1 protein-coding gene is annotated in these 22,199 nt (G+C 56.7%); it reads right to left on the bottom strand.

What is annotated here, in order from left to right:
- Positions 1-79: 79 nt before the first annotated feature.
- Positions 80-22,081 carry a M10 family metallopeptidase C-terminal domain-containing protein gene (locus tag DY252_RS22650; RefSeq protein ID WP_064787594.1) on the bottom strand — a complete coding sequence of 7,334 codons (22,002 nt, stop codon included), beginning with the start codon at positions 22,079-22,081 and terminating at the stop codon, positions 80-82.
- Between the last annotated feature and the right edge of the window lie 118 nt (positions 22,082-22,199).

The following is a 22,199-nucleotide window of genomic DNA, read 5'->3' as shown; positions in this document are numbered from 1 at the left end:
GTCTTGCGAAATATCCAAAAAGAAAACGGGCGGTCATGATGAGCGCCCGTTTTTATTCGATCAGACTTATGATCCTTGATCAGTTGCCAAAACCGAAGTCATCGGCATCCAGATCGTCCGGATCATTGACCCCCATCAGCGTGACAGAGGCATCGTTGCCCAGTTCAATGACGACATTGCCATCGGTATCGAGATGCATGTCATTGAGGACCTGGTTGAAGTTGTTGTAGTTCCACTCCGACAGATCGATGATGTCTTCGCCCGGCTTGAAGTCGGTAATGATGTCATGACCATCGGCTTTACCAATCTGGAAGGTATCCCAGCCAGTGCCGCCGGTCAGGGTGTCATCACCGGCACTGCCATAAAGATGGTCATCGCCCGAGCCACCCAGCAACAGGTCATCCCCGGCATTGCCCCAAAGCGTATCGTTACCGGCACCGCCATCAAGGGTGACATCGCCATAGCTTTCGGTGTCGCTGGTCAGATCAATGATGTCGTTGCCGTCACCGGCCTCGATCACTTCGATCCCGCTGATGCGGACATTGGCATCGCCGTCGCTGACGTCATCATCGAGGAACAGGGCGTCATTGCCGCTGGTCATTTTCAGGGTGTCGACACCTTCGCCACCGGCGAAGACATCATTCGACTGGTTATAGCCACCCAGATTGACGGTCTCGCCAGTGCCAGTGTCGCCACCTTCATTATGGCCCCAGCCATTGCCATGGAAATGGTGATGACCCCAGCCACTGTCGTTCTGATGACCATCTTCGCCGGGCGATCCATTGTTGACGGCGTACCAGTTGTTATCCCAGACACCATCGGCGTTGTATTGCAGGACATCATCACCCGCACCGCCATTCAGCACATCCTGACCAGCACCGCCGGTGATCGTATCAGCGCCCGAACCACCCCACAGGGTGTCGTTGCCAGCACCGCCATCAATCACGTCATCGCCAGCGTTGCTCCAGACGATGTCATCGCCGGTACCGCCAAGGATGGTGACATCACCATAAGACAGCGTGTCACTGGTCAGATCGATGATGTCATCCCCGTTACCGGCATCAATGACTTCGATGTTGGAGATCCGCGGGCTGGTGCCCGGATCGGTCAGGCGATCTTCAAGGAACAGGGCGTCGTTACCGCTGGTCATGGCCAGGGTGTCGGTGCCCGAACCGCCATCAATGATGTCTTCGGAACGGTTATAGCCCGAAAGATTGATCTGTTCGTTGGTGCCATCCATCCCCGGATCGCCAACGTTCTTCGCAGCATAACTGCCCGTCCAGCTCGCATCCTTTTGGTATTCGATGTAATCGTCACCCGCACCGGCATCGATCAGGTCCGAACCGCGGCCACCATTGATGCTGTCATTGCCATCGCCACCCCAGATGGTGTCATCCCCGTCGTCACCGCCAAGGATGTCATTGCCATCAAGACCCGACAGCAGGTTCGCGCCATCATCACCGAACAGGTAATCGTTGAAGTTCGAACCAATCAGGTCTTCGATAGAGCTTAGCTTGTCATTGCCAACGCTGCTGCTTGCGGTGCCGCTTTCAAGGTTTGCGGCAACTGCCGTGGTCGAGTTGGCATAGCTTGCGGTATCGCGACCGGCACCCCCGACAAGGCTGTCATGACCGGCACCACCCATCAGGGTGTCATTGCCGGCACCACCATAAAGCTTGTCGTCGCCATTGCCGCCTTCGATGGTGTCGTCACCATCGCCGCCGTAGAGACGGTCGTTGTTTTCGCCGCCATCAATTACGTCATTGCCGGCACCACCCAGGATGCTGTCATCGCCGGTGCCGCCATTGATGGTGTCATTGCCAGCTTCGCCATACAGCTTGTCCTGACCCTGGCCACCGGTGATGGTATCAGCACCGTCACCACCCCAGACGCGGTCATCGCCCGAGCCACCGTCAAGGGTATCGTCGCCGGTGCCGCCGGTAATGCTGTCCTGGCCACTGCCGCCTTCGATCAGGTCATTACCGTCATCGCCCGAAAGCGTGTCATCGCCGTCACCACCATACAGGCTGTCATTGCCTTCCATGCCACTAATGGTGTCCTGACCATTCAGGCCATAGACCGTGTCATCGCCGGCAAGGGCGGCAATCGTGTCGTTGTTGCTGGTGCCATAGAGCAGATCATCATACGGCGTCGGGCCGGAGGCCTGCTCGACACCCACAAACATGTCCGCCTTAAGCTGGCTCATCGAGATGCCAACAAGCGTCAGCGTGCCCTGACCATTCAGGTTGATCACGGTGTCGTTGCCGACCTGGGTCATCTGTTCTTGCAGATCACCCCAGTCATCAATGTCGAGCGACGCCAGATTGATCTTGTCTTCGTTAATGCTGAAGTCGGTAACAACCTTATTGCCGGAATTGTTCGATACGATGATTTCATCCGCACCCGTGCCGCCGGTGTAGGTGTCATCACCCGCACCGCCATCCAGCGTATCGTTGCCCGAACCACCAAGCAGGGTATCGGTGCCATCGGTTCCGGTCAGGGTGTCGTTGCCGACCCCACCATCGAGAAGGTCATTGCCATTGCCACCCGACAGAACGTCATCACCGTCGCCACCGAGAAGCGTATCGTCACCATCACCGCCAAGCAGGGTATCGTTGCCGGCGCCACCATCAAGGGTGTCATTGCCGGCATCCCCCGACAGCAGGTCGTTGTCCGCACCGCCAGCGATGCTGTCATTGTCATCACCGCCATACAGAACGTCGTCGCCGCCTTCGCCATCCAGCGAGTCATTGCCCGCAGAGCCATAAATGGTGTCGGTTTCGTCGCCACCGGTGATGGTGTCGTCACCTTCCATGCCGTCGATGTAATCATCGCCGCCACCGCCATCCATGACGTCGTTACCGGCATGACCGATCAGGGTATCGTCACCGGCATTGCCTTCAATGACGTCATCGCCTTCATTGCCTTCGAGACTGTCGTTACCCGAGCCACCGGAAATCACATCATTGCCGCTGCCGCCGGTGATGGTGTCGTTCCCATCACCACCCGAAAGCGTGTCGTTGCCTTCCATGCCATTGAGCGTGTCATTGCCAGCGCCACCATCGACGGTGTCATCACCGGCAAGGGCATCGATATAGTCATCTTCGCTGGTGCCCAGCAGGACATCGTCAAACTGGGTCGGCCCACCATCATTTTCGATACCGACAAACATGTCGGATGAAACATCATTCAGGCGGACACCGCGCAGCGTGACAGAGCCCTGATCGCCAAGATCAATGACCGTGTTGCCATTCACTTCGGACAGAAGCGGGGCCAGTTCCGACCAGGTGCTGATATCAAGCGCATCGAGCGAGATTTGATCGACGCTGGTGTTGAAGTCCATGACGACCTTGTCACCGATCAGGCTGGTGACCTGAACAACGTCGGCCCCCGATCCGGTATGGATGACGTCATCGCCTGCACCGCCATCGATGGTATCGTTGCCCTGATCGCCATAAAGCGTGTCGTTGCCCGCACCACCGTCAAGGTAGTCGTCGCCACGTTCGCCATGCAGCGTGTCATTGCCTTCGCCACCGATCAGGGTATCGGCACCATCGCCGGTCCAGATGACATCGTTGCCTGCACCACCATCAACGGTGTCTTCGCTGATGTCGGTTTCGACATTGTCAAACGTGTCATTGCCGGCCCCCAGATCAACTTCGTTGTTCTGGCTGTTGCCATAGACATAGTCGTCATGGGCCGATGCGATGACCTTTTCGAAGTTGGCAAGGATATCGCCAACCGCATCGCCACCAAAGGCGCGCCCGTCCTCACCCGGATTATGGGTATGGGCATCGGTGTCACCGAGGAAGATTTCAACACCGGCGTCTGAACCTTCGTAACTGATGGTGTCACGGCCATCACCACCATCAAGATAGTCGCCACCTGCGCCACCTTCGATGGTGTCATCGCCGGCACCACCGAGCAGCGTGTTGGCACCACTTGACCCGGTCAGAACATCGTCGCCATCCGATCCGATAACATTTTCGATGTTGCTGATCGTATCCGTCCCGGTTTCAGCCGACGTCGCAGTACCAGCCGACAGATCCACCGTCGCACCGTTGGCAGCCGACATATCAAGCGTATCTTCGCCGTCGCCACCATCAAGGGTGTCGTCGCCAGAAGACGCCATCAGGGTATCGTTACCGGCACCGGCATCGACGACGTCGTTGCCCGCGCCATCATCAACGACGTCTGCACCATCGCCCGAAGCAATCGTGTTGTTGGCGGCGTCACCGGCAATGGTATCTGCCGCAGCACTGCCAATCACATTTTCAAAGCCGGAAATGGTGTCATTGCCGGTTTCAGAACTGCTTGCCGTACCGGCCACAAGGTCAACCGTGGCGTCGCTGGTGGCATCACTGAGATCAAGGGTGTCGTCGCCTTCACCACCGGCAAGGGTGTCATCACCCGCACCTGCCATAACGGTATCGTTGCCCGCACCACCATCAACGATATCCGCACCGGCACCGGCAGTGATCACGTCGCTGCCGTCACCACCATTAATGGTGTCATTGCCTTCGCCGCCATCAAGGATGTCGTCACCGGCACCACCTTCAAGCAGGTCATCACCCGCGCGCCCCGAAAGGATATCGTTCCCCAGACCGCCGGTCAGGGTGTTGTTATCGTCCGAACCGGAAAGCCTGTCATTGCCGTTCGAGCCAATCAGGTCTTCGATGCTGGAAAGCTTGTCGGTTTCGGTTGTGCCGACCTTGGCCGTGCCGGTCGCAAGATCAACATTTACCGGGTTGCTTGCGTTGCTGTAATCGGCGGTATCATTGCCGTCGCCACCAACAAGGGTGTCGTTGCCAGCACCGCCCGACAGCGTATCATCACCGGCACCACCATCAAGAATGTTGGATTTCGCATCACCGGCGATTGTGTCTTCATGATCCGAACCGATGACATTTTCGACATGATAGATCGCGTCGTTGCCGGCACCACCGGTTGCGGTGTAGTTCGCCAGATCAACATCAACACCAGACGTCGCATCGTCATACATGACGACGTCTTGATCAGCACCGCCGACAATGATGTCATTGCCCGCACCACCGCGCAGGGTATCGTCGCCGATACCACCCTGCAGCGTATCATCGCCAACACCACCATTGATGATGTCGTCGCCATAGCTGCCATCAAGGTAATCGTTACCCGCACCGCCATCCAGGTTGTCATGGCCAAGTTCGCCATTGATGGTGTCGTCACCGGCGTTACCCCAAAGGGTATCGTTACCCGCACCACCATTGATGGTGACATCGCCGTACGAAATGGTGTCGCTGGTCAGATCGACCACGTCATCGCCAGAACCGGCATTGATGACCTCGACCCCGTCAAGGCGTGCGCCATCGGTCGTGGTTTCATCGACCGTGGTGTCGAAGCTGATCGAGCGAACAAAAAAGTCGCTGCTGTCAGAACCGGTCGAGCCATTGGCATACGGCTCGCTTTCAAACGCGATATAGCGGAATTCGATCGCATTGCCGCTGCCATCGGTGGCGTTGATGGTTGCCGTGCCGACACCGTTGCTGGAGTAGTTGACGGTGCTGTCATCAAGCGTGCCCGAAGCGACAAGGTTGCCATCGGCATCAAAGGCCTGCCAGGAGCCGATCTCGCCGCCGCCTTCACCCGCCATCAGGTTGGAAACCTGAACGGTGGCTGTCGAGGCATCTGAACCAAGATCAACAACAATGGCTTCGCTTTCGCCGGACTGGGCATCGTGGTTGATCTGACCGCCAGCGATACCACCGCCGTCATTACCGATGCCATTGCCATCAAAGTTGACCGCGTCATCCGCCGCCGCAAGGTTCAGTTTGCCATCGCCATCGACATAGGACGTGCCGAAGTCAAAGGCATAAAGGTTGGCATCGGACCAAGCCGCCTGAACATCAGCCGAACTTGCCGACTCTGTCAGGCCAAAGGTGCGGGTTTCGGTCGTTGGCGTGGTGGTCTGACCATCACCAAGTTTCGAACCATCAAGCACCAGCGCATCGCTGCCATCGGTCATATCAAGGGTGTCATTACCCTCACCACCGATAAAGGTATCGTCAGAGATGTTCTTGCCGCTGATATCAGCAATATCGCCGGTGCCATCGACACCCGGGCTGCCGGTATTTTCGGTGGTGTCACCACTGATCGCGGTTCCGTCGACATCAAAGTTCAGAACGTCGTCGCCAGCCCCGCCGTCAAGGGTATCGTCACCGGTACCGCCGCTGAGTTCGTCGTTATCGGCACTACCAGTTAAGGCGTCGTCACCTTCGCCACCAGACAGTGTATCGTTGCCCGCACCACCATCAAGGCTGTCATTACCCGTGCCACCGTCCAGGGTGTCGGCACCGTCATTGCCAAGCAGGGTGTCATCACCCGCACCACCCGCAACCGTGTCGTCACCGGCAAGGGCATCGATGGTGTCATCGTCATCGGTGCCTGAAAGGATGTCGTCATTCGGGGTTGCGCCGTCGGCGATGTTGGTAAAGTCATCCGCGCTAAGTTCGCTCAGACCAATCCCGACAAGGGTCACCGTGCCACCAGACGGCAGGTTCAGGACGGCGTCACCATTGCTGTTTTCGCTTAGCAACGGAACAAGGTCGCCCCAGTTTTCGATGCCAAGATCATCAATCGAGATTTTGTCTTCGCCACGTGTGAAGTCACTGACAACATCATTATCGGTGCCATCGGCAAAGATAAAGGTATCGGCACCCGCGCCACCGGCAACCGTGTCGTCGCCTGCGCCACCATCAATGGTGTCGGCACCGGCACCTGCATTGATAACGTTATCGCCGCTCGACCCGGTAATCTGGTCATCCCCAGCACCCGTCGTGGCATTCTCGATGTTGGAGAACTGATCATTGCCAGTTTCGGCCGAACTTGCCGTCCCCGCACCAAGGTCGACAACCGCACCACCCGTTGCGTTCGACATATTCAGCGTATCAGTGCCGTCGCCACCATCAAGGCTGTCATTGCCTGCACCGGCAATGACCGTATCGTCACCGGCACCACCCAGGACAAGGTCGCTGCCCGCGCCGTCGGAAATGACGTCGTTGCCAGCACCACCATCGATCAGATCGATGCCATCGCCACCATCAATGGTATCGGCACCGGCACCGGTCGAAATGGTGTCATTTGCACTGCTGCCGGTAACGGTATCATCACCGGCACCCGTGGTGACATTTTCAAAGCCGGAAATGACGTCATCGCCGGTTTCGCTGCTGTGAGCAGTTCCATCCTGCAGATTGACCGCGACGTCCGCGTCAACATCGGACATATCAAGTGTGTCAAAGCCATCGCCACCCGAAAGCGTATCGTTGCCCGCATCGCCGACGACCGTGTCATTGCCTGCACCGGCATCGACGATGTCATTGCCCGTACCGGCATTGATGTGGTCATTGCCATCACCGCCGCTGATGCTGTCATTGCCTTCGTTGGTCCAGACGGTGTCGTCACCCGTTCCGGCATCAACCGATACATCGCCATAGGAATCCGTCTGGCTGGTCAGATCAACAACGTCATCACCATCGCCTGTATCAATGACTTCGACACCGGAAATCGACGGTGCGTTTGATCCGTCGGCATGATCGTTATCAAGGATGATCGCATCACCGCCCGACGTGCCGACAAGGGTATCTCTGCCTTCGCCGCCGTCGAACTGGTCATCACTCAGACCAAGGCCTTCAAGATCGGCAATATCACCAGTGCCATCGACACCCGGGCTGCCTGCGTGATCGGTCTCATCACCGGCCTGACCGGTGCGATCAGCTTCGAACTGAAGAATATCATCACCGTCGCCACCATCAAGCGTATCGGCACCTTCACCACCGCCAAGCGTGTCGTTGCCGCCACCGCCAATAACGGTGTCATCACCCGAACCACCACCAACAGTGTCATTCCCATCGCCGCCATCTACGGTGTCGTTTCCGTCTCCACCATCGACCGTGTCATTACCACCGCCGCCGCCGACCGAATCATTGCCGCTTCCGCCACCGACAGAATCGTTCCCACTGCCGCCGCCAACGGAATCATCACCGTCACCACCGTCTACGGTATCGTTACCGTCGCCACCATCGACGCTGTCATTGCCGCCTCCACCATCAACCGAATCATCGCCGTCGCCACCGCCAAGGGTGTCTTCGCCCGGTGTACCGATATTGTCGATACCAGTGAAGTGATCCGGGGTCAGGTCGCCAACGGCCACACCCGACAGGGTCACCGTACCGCCAGATGGCAGGGTAATAACCGCACCATCAGGGCCATCAGACAGCAGTGGTTGCAGATCGGTCCAGGCCGAAATGCCCAGATCCGGAAGTGAAATCGTATCCGACGTCAGATCGAAATCAGTGACAAGATCGGTGTCCGTACCGTCTTCGAAGACAAACGTATCGGCACCTTCACCACCCGACAGCGTATCGTCACCCAGACCACCATCAAGTGTGTCGTTGCCAGCCCCGCCGTCAATGATGTTGGCATCATCGGAACCGTTGATCACATCGGCATCGTTCGATCCGGTTACATTTTCGAAGTTCGCAATGGTGTCCGATCCGGTGTTGGCACCACTTGCCGTACCGGCCGCAAGATCGACATTCACACCACCCGTGGTGTCAGACAGATCAAGGGTATCAATACCATCGCCGCCATCGATGTCGTCATTGCCGCCATCAAGCGTAACGGTGTCATTGCCCGCACCGGCATCAATCGTGTTGTTGCCAGACGATCCGGTAATGGTGTCATCACCATCGGTCGCGATGACATTTTCAAAGCCCGAAATGCTGTCGCTGCCGGTTTCATCGCTGCTTGCGGTGCCCGCGCCAAGATCAATGGTCGCGCCATCGGCGCCCGAGAGATCAAGCGTGTCATCGCCGTCACCACCGATCAGAATATCGTCGCCAGCACCGGCTGCGATGGTGTCATTACCTGCACCACCGTTGATGGTGTCAGAACCTGCGCCGCCATCAAGAACGTCGTCACCCGCACCACCATCAAGGGTGTCGTTCCCGGCACCGCCATTGATGTTGTCGGCACCTTCGCCGCCCAACAGGACATCGTCACCGTCATTTGACCAGATGGTGTCGTCGCCCGCACCGCCATCAACCGTGACATCGCCATAGGCATGAGTGTTGCTGGTCAGGTCGACGACGTCATTACCGTCACCGGCATCGATGTTTTCGATATCAGCGATGGACGGGTTGGCCGCACCGTTTTCATGATCACGATCGAGAATGATCGCATCGTCACCGGAGCCTGCAACAAGCGTGTCATTGCCGTCGCCACCAACGAAACTGTCATCAGACAGGCTCTTGCCAGAAATATCGGCAACTTCGCCAGTCCCGTCGGTGGTTGGGCTGCCGACATGGTCGGTGGTGTCGCCGTCGGCGGCAACGCTGTCACCTTCGAATGACAGGACATCATCACCAGCACCGCCATCAATCAGGTCGGCACCTTCGCCACCGGCAAGCGTATCATTGCCCGCACCGCCCGAAAGCGTGTCGTCACCCGCACCACCATTAAGGACGTTGTCGCCCGTCGAACCGGTCAGGGTGTCATCACCCGCGCCACCGGTCGCACCTTCGATACCGTCAAGGGTATCGGTGCCATCGGTTGCCTTACCGGTGCCGTTTTCAAGATCGACAACCACACCATCGGTCTGGTCGGAATAATCGACGATATCGTCGCCTTCGCCGCCGATCAGCGTGTCGTTACCCGCACCGCCCGAAAGCGTGTCATTCCCGGCACCGCCATCAATGACATTGTCAGTCTCACCACCAGCAAGCGTGTCATCATGATCAGAACCGATCAGGGTTTCAAAACCGTCAATGCTGTCATTGCCTGCACCACCGGTCGCAGTACCGGCATCAAGGTCGGCATTCACACCACTTTCGGCGTCTTCATAAGACAGAATGTCTTCGCCTTCGCCGCCGATCAGCGTGTCATCGCCACCATTGCCAAAGACCGTGTCATTGCCTGCACCGCCATCAAGGATGTTGGCATTCTCATCACCGATAAGCACATCATCACCATTACCGCCGGTGACGTTTTCGATGCTTTCAAGGGTATCGTTGCCCGCCTCACCCGTCGCGGTGCCAGCACCCAGATCAACGGTGACATCTTCGGTCGTGTCGGAATAATCGGCGGTATCACTACCATCGCCGCCGCGCAGGGTATCGTCACCTGCACCACCAATCAGGGTGTCATTGCCTTCGTCGCCATAGATATCATCATCACCAGCCTGACCGTCGATGATGTCATCACTTTCAAGCGCATGGATTTCGTCACTGATCTGGCTGCCGGTGATGTCATCTTCGAACTCGGTGCCAAAGATGGCGTCATAGCCAAAGAAGTTTTTCTGACCAAGATCATCGACCGAGACACCTTCAAGGGTGATGCTGTCGCCATCGCCAAGGGTGATGACGGCATTGCCGTTTTCATCATCGGCCATCTGGTCACGAAGGGTGGCATAATCCTCGATGCCATAAGCAGACAGATCGATGATGTCTTTTTCAACGTCAAAGTCGGTCGCGGTATCATGTCCCCCACCCGGCGCAAGCACGATCAGATCTTCGCCTTCGCCAGTGATCAGGACATCATCACCCGATCCGCCAACAAGGGTATCGTTACCCGATCCGCCATCAAGTGTGTTTATGCCGTCGCTGCCGATCAGGGTATCGGTGTAATCGGTGCCGATGACGCGTTCGAAATTCCGAACGATATCGTCGCCACCGCCACCAGTCGCGTATTCCTTGACCAGATCGACCGTGACACCTGCATCGACATTGGAATAGTCGACGGTGTCGATATCATTTTCGCCGTTGCCACCATCAAGGATGTCATCCCCGACATCCCCATAGACCCAGTCGCTGCCGGCACCCGCTTCGACGATGTCATCGCCTTCGCCACCACTGATGGTGTCGTTGCCAGCTTCACCCAAGAGGATATCGCCACCGGTGCCTCCATCGATGATGTCGTCGCCAGAACCGCCGCTGATTTCGTCTATGCCTTCGCCGCCATCAATAACGTCGTTCCCGGCGCCAGCATTAATCGCGTCGCCACCGGCACCGCCGGAAATGGTGTTGTTGCTCTCGTCACCGGCAATCTTGTCGTTGAAGTCGGACCCGACGACGTTTTCGATATCAATCAGGGTGTCGTTGCCCTGGCCAGTTGCTGAACCGGCTGCAAGATTGACGGTTACGCCCTGATCAGCACTGCTGTAATCGGCGGTATCGGAACCTTCGCCACCATCAAGCACGTCATCACCAGCGCCACCGACAAGGGTGTCGTCACCGGTAAGGCCGGTCAGGGTGTTGTTTTCGTCATTGCCCGACAGGGTATCGTCAAACAGGGTACCGGTGACGTTTTCAATGCCTTCAAGGACATCATCGCCGTCACCACCGGTGACTGTTCCCTCATCAAGGTCGGCAACAATGCCAGCCCCCTCAGTCGAATAATCGGCGGTGTCGTTACCATCGCCACCACGCAGCAAATCCGACCCAGCATTCCCGACCAGCGTATCATTGCCGATACCACCATCGACGGTATCGTTGCCTTCGCCACCGATCAGGCGGTCATTCCCGGCACCACCATCAATCGTGTCGTCGCCTTCAAGGGCGTTGATAATGTCATCACCACTGCCGCCGATCATTTCATCGGCATTCTCAGACCCAAGCTGGACTTCAACACCGATGAAGTTGTCTGCGCTAAGCTCTGACGGAGTGACGCCTTGCAGCGTGATGGTATCACCGCTGTCAAACGTGATGGTCACATCACCATTGGCGTCCGTGCCAAACATTTTCTCGAGCGCACCATAACCGGCAATATTGAAGCTGGTCAGGTCAATGGTATCGGCGAGCGGATTGAAATCGGTAACAGTATCCTGGCCGTCGCCCGGATTGAAGATCACCTGATCAGCACCTTCGCCAAGCGTCAGGATATCGTTGCCAGCACCGGCATCAAAGGTGTCATCCCCTGCACCACCGATAAAGGTATCGCTCTGTGCGCCACCGATGAAGGTGTCGTTGAACTCGGAACCACGGATGGCCTCGATACCCTCAAGGGTATCGGTGCCGGTTGCCGTGCCGGATACGGTATTGTTGCTGGTATCAACTGTGACGGCAGACTGAGAGTCGATATAGCTTGCAGTATCAAAGCCTTCACCACCAATCAGGCGGTCATCACCGGCACCCGACTGCAAGGTGTCGTTGCCTGCGCCACCATCGAGCGTATCGGCACCGGCACCACCCGAAATGATGTCATTGCCCGCGCCACCTTCGACAAGGTCATCACCGCTGCCAGAAGAAATGACGTCGTCACCTTCACCGCCAAGAACGGTATCAGCCCCGTCACCGGTATTGACGGTGTCATTGCCCGCACCACCATCGACACTATCGGCGCCCTCGCCAGAAGAAATGACGTCATTACCCTCGCCACCAGAAACGGTGTCGGCACCTGCACCGGTATTGATGGTATCATCGCCAGTCCCGCCATCGACAATATCAGCACCGTCACCGGTTGTGACGACGTCATTGCCTGCACCCGCATCAACGCTGTTATCACCATTTCCGGCATCAATGACATTGTTATTGCCATCGCCAATGATCAGGTCATCGCCATCACCCATGATGACATTTTCGATATTGGCGAAGGTATCGATATCTGTACCATCGGTGGCACTGCCGTTGGTAAAATCGACGGTCTGGTTGCCAGAAAGGTCGCCGAGATCAAGCGTGTCGTTCCCGACACCACCATCAATGGTGTCACTACCAACACCACCGCGCAGCGTATCATTGCCCGCACCGCCCAGTAGGACGTCATCACCTGCGCGACCATCAAGGACGTCGTTGCCCGCGTCACCCGACAGCGTGTTGCGACCGCCATCACCGCGCAACGTATCTGCACCGGTCGAACCGGAAATGTTTTCAAAATTCGAGACTTTATCACCGGTGCTGATCACACCGGTCTGCAGATCTGCCGAAACACCTGCATCAACCGCAAAGGAAAGCGTGTCTTCGCCCTCGCCACCATCAAGTGTATCAGTGCCAACACCGCCAGAAATGGTGTCGTCGCCCGCACCGCCATCGATCACGTCGTTACCGGCACCGCCGGTCACAGTGTCATCATGGTCGGATGCAATAATCCGTTCGATGCCACTAAAGGTATCACGGCCGGTATCATCACCGATTGCGGTATTGCTTCCCACATTAATGGTCAGCCCTGATGCCGCATCAGAGTAGTCAAGGGTATCTGTACCCGCGCCACCAATGTAAGTGTCGTCGCCCAGTTCACCAGCGAAGCTGTCATTACCTTCGCCGCCGTTCAGAACGTCATTGCCTGCGCCACCGGTCAACATGTCGTCGCCAGCACCGCCAAGGATTACGTTATTGGCGTCATTACCGGTGATGGTGTCGTCATAGTCGGTACCGGTGACATTCTCGAAACCGGAAATCGTGTCATTACCGTCTGCACCGGTTGCCGTTCCTGCGGCAAGGTCGACATTCTGACCACCGGCTGCAGCGGAATAATCAACAGTATCAATACCCGCGCCACCTGAAAGGGTGTCATCTCCCACACCACCAGCAATCAGGTCATTTCCAGCGCGACCATCAATCGTATCGTCGCCTACATCACCCGAAAGGGTATTTGCAGCATCCGAACCACTAATGCTGTCATTGGCATCCGAGCCGATCACATCTTCGATGTTGCTCAACAGATCGGTTCCATCGGCCTTGTCAGTCGAGCCGGCTTCAAGGTCGACATCAACGCCGGTTTCACTGTTACTGTAATCAACAACGTCCTGCCCGGCACCACCGTCAATGACATCGTCGCCAGCACTGCCGTTGATGGTATCGTCGCCGGCACCAGTCAGAATGGTGTTGTCTGCATCCGAACCGGTAATCGTATCATCCTGCCCCGAACCGATGGCATTCTCGACATTCAGAACCGTGTCACCGGTTACCGAGTCCGGTATGCCAGCTCCAAGATCAAGGGTAACGCCGCTTTCGGCATCAGAATAATCAACGGTATCAATTCCATCACCACCATCAATCAGGTCACTGCCCGATCCGCCGCTCAGGGTATCGTCACCAGCACCGCCCAGAAGCGTGTCGTTGCCGCCGCCGCCTGAAAGAATGTCGTCGCCATCTTCACCGGACAGGACGTTGTTACCCTGATCACCAGTTATGGTGTCGTCAAAAGCAGAACCGCTGAGGTTTTCGATACCCGAAAGCGTATCATTGCCCAGACCGGTGACAGTGCCTGCGCCAAGGTCGGCCGTAATACCGCCAGTCGCAGTACCGTAATCAACAGTATCAACCCCGACACCGCCGCGCAGTACATCATTGCCACCGCTTGCAACTAGGGAGTCATTACCTGCGCCAGCATCAATCGTGTTGGCACCAGCATCCCCCGTGAGCATGTCGTTGTGCGTCGAACCGATAACGTTTTCAAAGCTTTCAAGGGCATCATCACCCGCCGCACCACTTGCCGTTTGCGCAGCAAGATCGACCGTAACGCCGCCATTAGCATTGGCGTAACTTGCGGTATCGTTGCCCACGCCACCCGACAGGGTATCATCGCCGCCAAGGCCTTCTAGGACATCATCGCCCTCGCCACCGATCAGGATGTTGTCAGCATCCGAACCTGTAAGCGCGTCATTACCGGCACCTGCCACAACGTTTTCAACATTGCGGATCGTGTCGTTGCCACTTAAAGCAGTCGCTGTTCCTGATTGGAGATTGACCGTGATGTTGCCGGTTTCGTCGGAATAATCGACCGTGTCGACACCATCGCCACCATCAAGAATGTCGTTACCTTGACCGCCAATCAGGGTGTCGTCACCGGCACCACCAAAGATGCTGTCATCGTCTTCAAGACCATCAATGATGTCGTTGCCATCAAGACCCGACATGGTGTCCTGACCATCGGTCCCCGACATGGTGTCATCACCTGACGTTCCGACAATGTCGCGAACACCAATGAAGTTGTTGGCGGTAATGTCGTCAAGACCAACACCTTCGAGCACCATCGACGTGCCTTCACCGAAATCGATGACAAGGTCACCGTTTTCGTTCTCGGTCATCATCTCGTAAAGTGCGCCATAAGTATCGACACCAAGAGCGGAGATATCAATCTGGTCTTCACCAACGGCAAAGTCGGTGATCGTGTCAGTTCCGTCGTCCGGGCCAACAACATAGACATCAGCACCCGCGCCACCGGTCAGGGTATCATCGCCTGCGCCACCGGTGATGGTGTCGGCACCTTCACCCGCATTGATGATGTTATTAGCTGCATCGCCTGTAATGACATCGGCGTCATCAGAACCAATGACATTTTCAACGCCACTGATGCTGTCAGTTCCATCGGCGTTGGTGGCTGTTCCTTCTGCCAGGTCAATATTGACAGAACTTCCACCGGCATAGCTGATGGTGTCGGTGCCTTCACCACCTTCGATGGTGTCGCTTCCCGCACCACCAATCAGCAAGTCATCGCCAGCGCCGCCATCAAGGACGTCGTCGCCCGCACCTCCCGAAAGAGTGTTGTTGGCCGCATCACCGATCAGTGTGTCGTCGTGATCAGAACCCTGAACACTCTCGAAACCTTCGAGCGTATCGTTACCTGCGGCACCGCTTGCAGTTCCTTGGGAAAGATCAACGGTAACCGATCCGTCTGCGTCGCTGTAATCAGCGATATCTGTGCCGGCGCCACCAACTAGGACGTCATTGCCAAGACCACCTGAGAGGATGTCATTGCCTGCACCGCCCAGTACCGTGTCATCACCTTCACCGCCGGTGAGCCTGTCATTGCCCAAACCACCAAGCAAGACGTCATCGCCCGCACCGCCTGAAAGGATGTCGTTACCTGCACCACCAGACAATGTGTTGGCACCGTCATTCCCGATGATGGTGTCGTTCTGGTTTGAGCCAAGAACGTTTTCGATATCAATCAGCGTGTCTTCGTTCCCGACACCACCAACACCCGTTTCGAGATTGACTGAAACGCCACCGCCGGCCGAATAATCGACTGTATCTTCACCGTCACCGCCATCGATGACGTCCTGACCCGAACCGCCAGAAATCGTGTCATTACCGCTGCCGCCGTAAATCGTATCGTCGCCAGCGCCACCAGTAATCGTGTCATTGCCCGACAGGCCGTCAATAATCTCGGCAGCGGAAGATCCCTGCAAAACATCATCACCCTGCGTCGCACCCAGCGAGTCAATATCGATGAAGTTTTCTGCAGTGAGGTCTTCCGGGGAAACACCATTCAGGACGATAGTGCTGTCATTTATAGTGATGACTGCATTGCCCGAACTGTCCGTACCGAGCATTTTCTTGAGTGCTTCAAAGTTCGGAACATTGAAGCCAGCAAGATCAATCTTGTCTTCTGCCGGATCGAAATCAGTGATGACGGTCCGGCCAGTCTCAGCGCCAAAGACAAAGGTATCAGCACCTTCGTCGCCGGAAACAATATCGTTGCCGCCACCAGCGCTGATGGTGTCATCGCCTGCACCGCCCTCGATGACGTTATTGGACTGGTCACCGGTAAGGATATCTTCAAAGTCCGAACCTACGATGTTTTCAATGGAGTCCAGAGTATCGTTGCCGTCTGCGCCGGATGCAGAACCTGAGGCAAGATCGACACTCACACCACCCGATGCATCCGCATAGGTAACGGTATCAGAACCAAGGCCACCGGTGATCGTGTCATTGCCTGCGCCACCGGACATGGTGTCGTTACCAGAGCCACCATTGAGCACATCGTCACCGTCACGACCATCAAGAATGTCGTTACCTGCGCCGCCATCAATCACGTTCGCAGTGTCATCACCAGCAAGGGTGTCGTTAAAGGACGAGCCAGTGACATTTTCAAAATTGGCAATCGTATCAGTGCCATCAGGCGCACTTGCCTCGCCGGTCTCAAGGTCGACAACAACACCGCCATCAGCACCCTGATAGCTCAGAGTATCGTTGCCCTCGCCACCATCAAGATCATCATTGCCAGCACCGCCACTGATCACATCATTGCCAGCACCACCGGTGATGGTATCCGTGCCAGTTCCGCCAGTGATGACATCGTTGCCATCGCCGCCATCAATCGTATCGTTTCCAGCCCCCCCGGAAACGGTGTCATTACCTTCTTTCGCACTGATCACATCGCTACGATCAGTACCAATCAGAACATCCCTGTCCTCGGTACCTTCGAGCGAACGGATGCCCTTGAAGTTGGCATAGGTCAGGCTATCGGGATTAACACCTTCAAGGGTAATGACGGCGTCGCCAACCGTAATTGTGGCATTGCCCGCCGCATCTTCACCAATGAAATCAGCAACATCAGAAAACAGCTCAAGACCGTCGACACCCTGAATATCAATGATATCGTTCGTCGGATCGAAATCGGTGACCAGGTCATTGCCGCTGTCGGTGGTTACAACGAAGGTATCAGCCCCCGATCCGCCGCTGAGCGTATCGTCACCGCCGCGACCATCAATGGTGTCGTTTCCGGCACCACCCAAGAAGATATCGTCACCACCGCTGCCCAGCATGGTGTCGCTGGCCGATGAACCCTCGATCTTCTCAAAACCGGAGATAACATCGGTAAAGTCGTTTCCGGAAACCGTTCCTGCCTCGAGGTCAACCGTCACGGCCGACCCAGGACCTGTCACACCAGCGTTATAGCTTAGGGTATCGTTGCCATCACCACCGATCAGGGTGTCATCACCGGCACTGCCAAAGACAGTATCGTCGCCATCACCGGTATCAATTATGTTGTCGACAGCGTTGCCATAAACGATGTCGTTACCAGAACCGGACACAACGTTTTCAAAGCCCGAAAAGGTGTCATTGCCGTCACCGGTTGCTGTGCCGGTCGAAAGGTTAACCGTCACACCGCCATCGACGTCGGTGTAGTCAACAGTATCGTTGCCAGCACCGCCAGACAGCACGTCATCACCGCCGCCACCGGAAATGGTGTCATCACCAGCCATACCCGAAAGCGTGTTCGCGCCATCGTCACCGGAAATGACATCGTTGTTTGCAGACCCGGTAATATTTTCAATGTTGGAAAGCTGCGCTGTCCCGGAACCCATCGTGGCGGTGCCGTTCGCAAGATCGACATTCAGCCCGGACTCATTGCCAAAGGAAACCGTGTCATTACCATCTCCACCGTCGATGGTGTCATTGCCGCCGACGCCGCGAATGGTGTCGTCACCGTCTCCGGTCGAAATGACATTGGCATCACTAGACGCAACCACAGTGTCATCGCCAGCACCAGTAATAACGTTCTCAACACCAATCAGTGTATCAGTTTCGCCGGTTTGGCCGTCACGCGCGGATCCATCGCCAAGATAAACTTCCTGACCGCTTTCACGCGCGCTCAGATCAAGGGTATCGCTGCCTTCACCGCCGATGAGGGTATCGTTGCCTTCTTCGCCAACGAACAGGTCGTCGCCTTCGCCGCCATCAAGGGTGTCATTGCCACCACGACCAACAAGCGTGTCATTACCCGCACCACCGCGCAAAACGTTGACACCGTTATCGCCGTAAAGTTCGTCGTCATAGGCTGAACCGGTCGCATTTTCGATACGATCAAGAACATCGTTGCCATCGGCACCCGTCGCAGTTCCTGCGCCAAGGTCAACCTGAACACCGCCATTGGCACCGGAATAGTCGACGGTATCAAAACCTTCCTGACCGCGCAGGGTATCGTTGCCTGCCCCGCCCGAAACCGTGTCATCGCCATAGCCGCCCGAGACAACGTCGTCACCACCCCCACCGCTGAGCGTATCGTCACCGCCATACCCATAAAGCGCGTCGTTGCCGTCGGTCCCGGCACCGACGTCATTGTCTTCGGTTTCAAAAATGCGACCGAAACCGCGGAAATCATCCGCGTTCAGGCTGTCGCTGCTGACACCTTCAAGGGTGAGCGTGCCCTGATCCCCGAAATCGATAACGGTGTTGCCATTGCCATCATCCGACATCATGGATTGCAGGATTGCAAAGTCCTGAATGCCTAGTTTGGAAAGATCTATAATATCTTCCGAACCGGCAAAATCAGTGATCGTGTCATTGCCGAAATTCTCGGTCAGCTCAAAGTCATCGGCACCCGAACCACCGGTCAGGGTGTCGTCCCCCGCACCACCGGTCAGAGTATCAATGCCCGCGCCGCCCTCAAGGACGTTGTCGGCATCATCACCCGCAATGTGATCGTCAAAGTCGGAGCCAACGACGTTTTCCACCATCTGGACGACGTCATTGCCTGCACCGCCCGTCGCGGTTTCATTGGCAAGGTCAACCGTGACGGCACTGTCGGCATCGCTATAGCTTACGGTATCGACACCACTGCCACCCTGGATGTGATCATCGCCCTGGCCCCCGCGCAGGAAGTCATCACCGGACCCACCCGCTATGACATCATTGCCGGAACCACCAACCAGAAGGTCGTTGCCAGCCCCACCCTGCAGCACGTCGTCGTCATCGCCACCAAACAGGCTGTCGCTGCCATCACCGCCCTGCAGGATGTCGTTGCCGCTTTCACCGCGCAGGACATCATTGCCGCCACCACCCTGCAAAAGGTCATTGCCAGCACCGCCTTCAAGCGTGTCATCGCCGTCATTGCCCTGAAGGGTGTCGTTTCCACTAGCCCCCCCGAGAGTATCTGTCTCGTCGTCGCCCTGAACGACATCGGCCGCACCCGACGGATTATTGTCAAAGGCGCTGGAATCGCCGTCATCAGCATCGGTTACGTCGCCATCCGCTTCAGCGTCAGCACCGCCGGTTGTTTCACCACCCGTTGCGTCCTCGCCCGAGGCAGCATCGCCAGAAGTTTCTTGTCCGGCGTCACCTTCTGGTGCTGTGCCAGCTTCGCCGCCTTCGGTCGTGTCACCCGATGCGGTTTCTTCACCGGTGGTTTCTTGACCTGCGGTCTCACCAGAAGTTGAACCCGCATCAGACGCCTGATCGCCATCAGCAGCACCGTCGCCTGATCCTGTCTCGCCGGAGCCTTCTGCCGGTGTTTCGTCGCTACCTGCGCCAGTGGTTTCTGAACCGGCTTGGGACTCAGCCGTCTCAGCGCTGGTTTCTGCACCAGCTTCGGCACCCGCCTGGGCACCGGTGCCTGTATTGTCTTCTGTATTCGGGCTGGTTTCGCCAGCCGGGCTCTCGGCACCGGCTTCGTCACCTGCGGTTTCTTCACTGGTCTCTGCTTCGCCAGAGGAAGCGCCCGCGCCAGCGGCCTCACCGCCGGATGTTTCACCTGTTGCTTCGTCTACCGGCTGCTCAGCACCTTCGCCCGCAGCATCACTGGAATCCGTACTGCCAGTATCGGTTGCGCCACCTTCGGTGTCACCGGAGCCTAGCGTATCTTCACCGCTGCCGGCAGAAGCACTGTCAGAACCTGCCTCTCCGCTGGTTTCACCGCCAGAAGAACCTTCACCAGAAGTCTCGCTGCCCGCACCGGCTTCTGAACCTGCGCCAGAACCCGTATCAGAACCGTCAACGACTTCAGCGCTGTCAGAGCCTGAAGCCTCTTCTCCGCCGGTTGCATCACCAGCGTCGGAACCACCCGTGGAAGGTTCCGTCTCACCTGATACGGTTTCACCCGTTGTGCTACCGCCATCCGTCGATCCGGAAGCCTCACCCGAAGACGCACCGGTCTCGTTACCGGTCGCTTCGGAACCAGATGCATCACCTGAACCGCCATCGGTTGGTGTTTCCGACGCGCTATCGCCGGTGCTGCCCGTTTCGCCGGCGCTTTCTGAATCGCCAGATGTAGCCTCGCCTGAGGTGGTATCTTCCTGTGCTTCGGAACTGCCCGTTGAACCGGTTTCCGTTACCGGATCGCCAGTCGTGGCTTCACCGGAACCGCTGGAATCACTGTCGGTCCCGCCATCACTCTGGGTGGTTCCTTCACTGCCGGATGCACCGGTCGCGCCATCACCAGAGGTTTCACCTGAAGCTGCCGAACCCGTTTCTCCGGTGCTGCCGGAACCAGTTTCCGTATCACTATCGCCTGTCGCATCACCACTTGCGGCACCATCGGTTGCGGTACCGGTATCGCTTTGCGATGAAGTATCTTGCGCGTCATTTACACGACCAGCGCCGGACTCCAGATTAACTTCAACACCCTGATCAGACTGGCTGTAATCAAGGGTATTTTCGCCCGCACCACCGTCAATAGCGTCCGCACCGTCGCTGACGGCGAAGGTGTCGTCACCATCGCCACCCGACAGGCTGTTATTGCCAGAATCACCCGTCAGAACATCATTGCCCGATGTGCCACGGAGATTTTCAATATTTTCAAATGAAGTCCGATTGGCACCAGTGGCATCGGTTGAGGAACCCTGCGAAAGATCGGCGCGCACGCCGTCAGAAGCCCCGTCAAATGACAGGGTATCTTCGCCAGCACCGCCATCAATGCTGTCTGCACCGCCACCCGGCAAAATGACATCATCACCATCCGAACCGATAATGATGTCGTCGCCTGACCCACCTTCAATCACATTGGCTTCGCCATCGGTCGAGGCAGCATCCCCGCCCTTGGTCGCGACGGAAACTTCGTTGATTTGAGGGACATCCACCAGCGTCACATTGGCAAGCTCTACCTTCGACACGCCCTCGAAAATCACCTTTTCGCCGGTGGCGAACACGATGAAGGCATTGCCAGACGCATCTTCGCTGGCCAGCGCCATGAGCTCGCTGACACTGTCGACGCCAAGATCGCCAAGCGCCAACTCATCTTCATCAATGTTGAAGTCGGTGATTGTGGTTTGCTCGAAACCACTTTGGAGCACGAATGTATCGCGTCCTTTGCCGCCGGTAACAACATCCTCACCCTCGCCCGATTCGAGAATGTCGTCGCCTTCGCCGCCAATCAGGGTGTTGTCACCACCATCGCCCACCAGAACATCGTCATAGGCAGTGCCGATCACGTTCTGGATGTTGGTGAAAACCTGCGTTGCAGCGGATTGAGAGTTGCCTTCGCCCGAAGAGCCTGCCCCAGAATCATTTTTGACCGCAGCAGAATCCCCTTCTGCGCGGTCATCAAGAACCTGATCAATGTCGGTGTCGGTAATTCCAACACCATCGTCTTGGTTGGCGGGCGAGACCAAAACACATACTCCCTACATGGGAATTATTTTTACCAGTACTGCGGCGAACAATCGGCCCCAGAATCGACTTATACCGTAGTATAAATTAGATTTATACGAATCATCAATAGAAAATGAC

Source organism: Thalassospira indica (assembly GCF_003403095.1).
GTDB classification, from domain to species: domain Bacteria; phylum Pseudomonadota; class Alphaproteobacteria; order Rhodospirillales; family Thalassospiraceae; genus Thalassospira; species Thalassospira indica.
The sequence above is the reverse complement of the archived record's forward strand: the minus strand, read 5'-3'. Positions and strand labels throughout refer to the sequence as shown.